Origin of the sequence: Phormidium pseudopriestleyi FRX01 (assembly GCF_017313335.1) — a bacterium.
Taxonomy (GTDB): Bacteria; Cyanobacteriota; Cyanobacteriia; order Cyanobacteriales; family Laspinemataceae; genus Laspinema; species Laspinema pseudopriestleyi.
In genome coordinates this window covers 1-3,286 of sequence record NZ_JAFLQW010000636.1, presented here as the reverse complement: position 1 = coordinate 3,286, position 3,286 = coordinate 1, and the positions used below count along the sequence as shown (strand labels likewise).

4 protein-coding genes are annotated in these 3,286 nt (G+C 51.4%); 3 read left to right on the top strand and 1 reads right to left on the bottom strand.

Annotated elements, in window-relative coordinates:
- On the top strand, window positions 1–173 hold a 173-nt coding region (locus J0895_RS24040), incomplete at its 5' end, for a zinc ribbon domain-containing protein (protein ID WP_207090513.1).
- A gap of 72 nt (window positions 174–245) precedes the next feature.
- On the opposite strand, the gene J0895_RS24035 is transcribed toward J0895_RS24040, so the two are convergent.
- The gene (locus J0895_RS24035) at window positions 246–641 is read right to left on the bottom strand and encodes a lipase family protein (RefSeq protein WP_207090511.1); all 396 of its coding nucleotides are present in this window, start codon (window positions 639–641) and stop codon (window positions 246–248) included.
- 86 nt (window positions 642–727) lie between these two features.
- Here J0895_RS24035 and J0895_RS24030 point away from each other — a divergent pair, with 86 nt between their 5' ends.
- Window positions 728–1,474: a precorrin-2 C(20)-methyltransferase gene (locus J0895_RS24030; protein ID WP_340643576.1), complete on the top strand. Its 747-nt coding sequence runs from the start codon at window positions 728–730 to the stop codon at window positions 1,472–1,474.
- Between the two features lie 199 nt (window positions 1,475–1,673).
- Window positions 1,674–3,286 (top strand): hypothetical protein (locus J0895_RS24025; protein WP_207090510.1); only part of this gene is annotated, 1,613 nt, incomplete at its 3' end.

Below are 3,286 nucleotides of genomic sequence, written 5' to 3'. Positions count from 1 at the left end.
TAACGCTGATTGACCCGTGGTATCCCAGTTCACAGATTTGTTCCAACTGCGGACACCGACAAAAAATGCCCCTGGACAAAAGGCAGTATGACTGTCCGAACTGTCACATCTCAATAGATCGTGACTTAAATGCCTCAATTAATTTGGAAAACGCGGATAGTTCAGCCGTGTAAGCCTAGTGATGGAAAGGTCTTGGAAGATCCAAGCTAGGAACTAAACATCATACAATTAAGTTTGAGTAAGTTTTAGAGAGCGGTAATTAAGGTACTCACAAAGGGATTTGCATACCATAACTGAGCGGATTCGTCAATATCCCTATGAATGATATAGGGCTTTTCTCCCAGGTAAATCCGGGCAATCCAGCCCCCAGCAGAATGGGCGATGAGATTAACTTTCGGTGCGTTAAACTCCTGTAATGCTTGCTGGACAGTGGCATGGAGTTGGCTGAGAATTGGGGCGATCGAGCGTCCGCCAATGGTTGGGACCCAATCCCGTTTACGCAGGGGGACTAAGATTGCCGGAAATCCCTGGTCGTTGAGTAAGCGTTCAAACTCCCGATATTCCGATGCAGCGGCGAAAAACCCGGGTAAAATGACGGTCGGTAAGGGCATGGTGGATGGGGATGGAAAGAAATTTAACAAGATTTAAAGATTAGATTGTACCGGCAAATCTGGATGGCGGGAAAATCAATGCGCCAAGTCAACCGATAGGGGAAGAAAAACGAGGGATGATGCCATTGGGGAGGTTATATGGAATTGGGGTGGGACCGGGAGACCCGGAACTGATTACGATGAAGGGATTAAAACTGTTGCAAGCTGTGCCGGTGGTGGCTTTTCCCGTAGGACCCAGCGGTAAACCGGGGATGGCGGAAGGGATTATTGCCCAATGGATGCGTCCGGATCAGGTTCAATTGCCTTTAGAGTTTGCCTTTGTGCGAGATGAGGCGTTACTGCATCAGGCATGGCGGCAAGCGAGCGATCGCGTTTGGGACTGTTTGAAATTGGGCCAAGATGTGGCCTTTGTTTCAGAAGGGGATATTAGTTTTTATAGTACCTTTACTTATTTAGCCCAGACCCTGCAACGGCAGCATCCCGAGGTTCAGGTGCAGTCGATTCCGGGGATTTGTTCGCCTTTAGCGGCAGTGGCAGAACTGGGAATCCCTTTAACCATTGGATCTCAACGGTTAGCGGTTTTGCCCGCCCTATATCGTGTCGAGGAGTTGGAAAACGCGCTAAACTGGGCAGATGTGGTGGTGTTAATGAAAGTCAGTTCGGTTTACGATCGCGTTTGGGACCTGTTGCAGGAGCGCGGATTGCTCGATCGCACCCAAATTGTCGAACGAGTCACAGGATCCGAGCAAAAAATTCATCGCCAACTGGGCGATCGCCGCGACTTGAAACTCCCTTATTTTTCCTTGGCGATTATCCAAGTTGCACCGCCGAGTTTCCCTCCAGAATCAGTCTGCAACTTTTAAGTCGTCATCAGGATCAGTACCAATCAAGTGCTCACCTGTTCTGGCAATTTCTATTGTCTTGCCGCAGACGAAAGTCAGTCATCAGTGCTATCATATCCGGGTTGATGGGGGCATCGAATGTCTGAATTAACGCGGCAGGCGGTGTGAAACTGCTGCATCATAATCGCAGTCTGCCCGTCTAGACCTAAGCTTACCTGCCATGTCTTATTCTTTGCCGAAAAACAGCCTGCTTGACCTATTATCTCAGCCAACCGTCGTGGCAGTCTTGGCCTCTGTGGGCATCCACGGACTGGTTGGGATTAGCTGGGACCGCTTGCCCTTTAGCGGGGGGAATGAACCGAATCCCTGGACGACGGTAGATTTGGTCAACCTGAGTCCGGAAGAACTCAGCCGCCTCCCGGATTTTTCATCGCCACAAGCTACCGGGCTCGGCAGTCTGAACTCCTCAGAGGAACCGTTAGCGGGGTTGCCAGAATTAGGACCGCTACCCCCTTCTCCCTCAACATTGGGTCTTGAACCCCTGACTCTGCCGCCGGGTAATCCGTTATATGATCTCCCGTTAGATCTTCCCCCGGCACCCTCCTTCAGAGATCTCAAAACCCCCCTGCCCTCATTGCCGGATTATCAATCCCCCAGCGAGTTTCGTGAGAGGTTAACCAATCCTCAGTCTTTGGGGTCGTCTAATAGTATGGCGATCGAGCAGTTGCTGGCATTGGAGAGATTAGAACGGGCCCAAATCGAGCGAGAAATTGAGCAACGAGAACGGCAACAAAGACTGATAGCTGAACAAAATAATCAGATCCCGCCACCCCCACCGCAAGAATTCCGATTGCAAGATGTTCCGCCCCCTCCCCAGGGGAGTTTCCCCGCTTCTGGAGATCAGCAAAGGCCTTTCAGTGGCATGAATGAAGCGGTGGATGCCTCGGAATTCGCGGATATTCCTATCCCGGAAAATTTCCCAGGGCCAGAGGCGATCGCTCGTTCAGACAATGCCAATCCCTCTCCACCGCCCGAGTTTAACAATCCATCGGGTAATTTACCCGCTGGGGTAAATCCGGGGATGGGACCGGATCCCACTCGCCCTCAATCGGAGCAAATTGGACGTGCAGTTGATTTGCAGACTGAACCGAGAAACAGTGAACAAGATGGGATTGGGGAGGGTGATCAAGCTGTGGTTCCCTCCAATGTTCCCACGGAGAGCGATCGCCCGGAGGGGGGTGCGACGGTGACTGATAAAGTCGGGACTGATCTGGATAGCGTTCGCCAACTGTGGGCCAAAATCAGAGGAGATAACCCGGATAACCCTACTGGGTTGGTGAGCGATCGCCAAAATGCCATGTTGGAAGGGGTAGAAGCCTATGTCCAGTGGGTTGCGAACTTAGAATCCCAATACGGCGAAGTCAGAACCAACAAGGCGATCGCGGTATCTACTGAATATCCCCTAGAAGCTTGTCCCCAACAGTTAAAAGGGCGTGCTTTGTTTGGGGTTTTGGTCAATCCAGACGGACAAATTATTGATGGACCCCGACGTTTACTGGGAAGTGGACAGGACATTCTTGATAGTTTTGCTCGAAAATTTGTCCAAGACATGGATTTTGCTGCCGTGAGTGAACCTACGGTGCACCAGTATGCCTTTGAGTTCCAGCATGATCCTCAACTCTGTACCACTGCGCCGTCCCCACGGACGAACCCCACACCTCCGGTAGAAACTCGACAACCGGAGTTGAATAATCCCCAACCCCCGGCAGAAAATGCAACCCCTGTGTTGGATGCCCAACCCCCGGGAGAAAATGCAACCCCTGTGTTGGATGC

Excerpts from the sequence above, each read along its gene's own strand:
- J0895_RS24030 (WP_340643576.1), top strand. The coding sequence starts at position 728 with ATGATGCCATTGGGGAGGTTATATGGAATTGGGGTGGGACCGGGAGAC.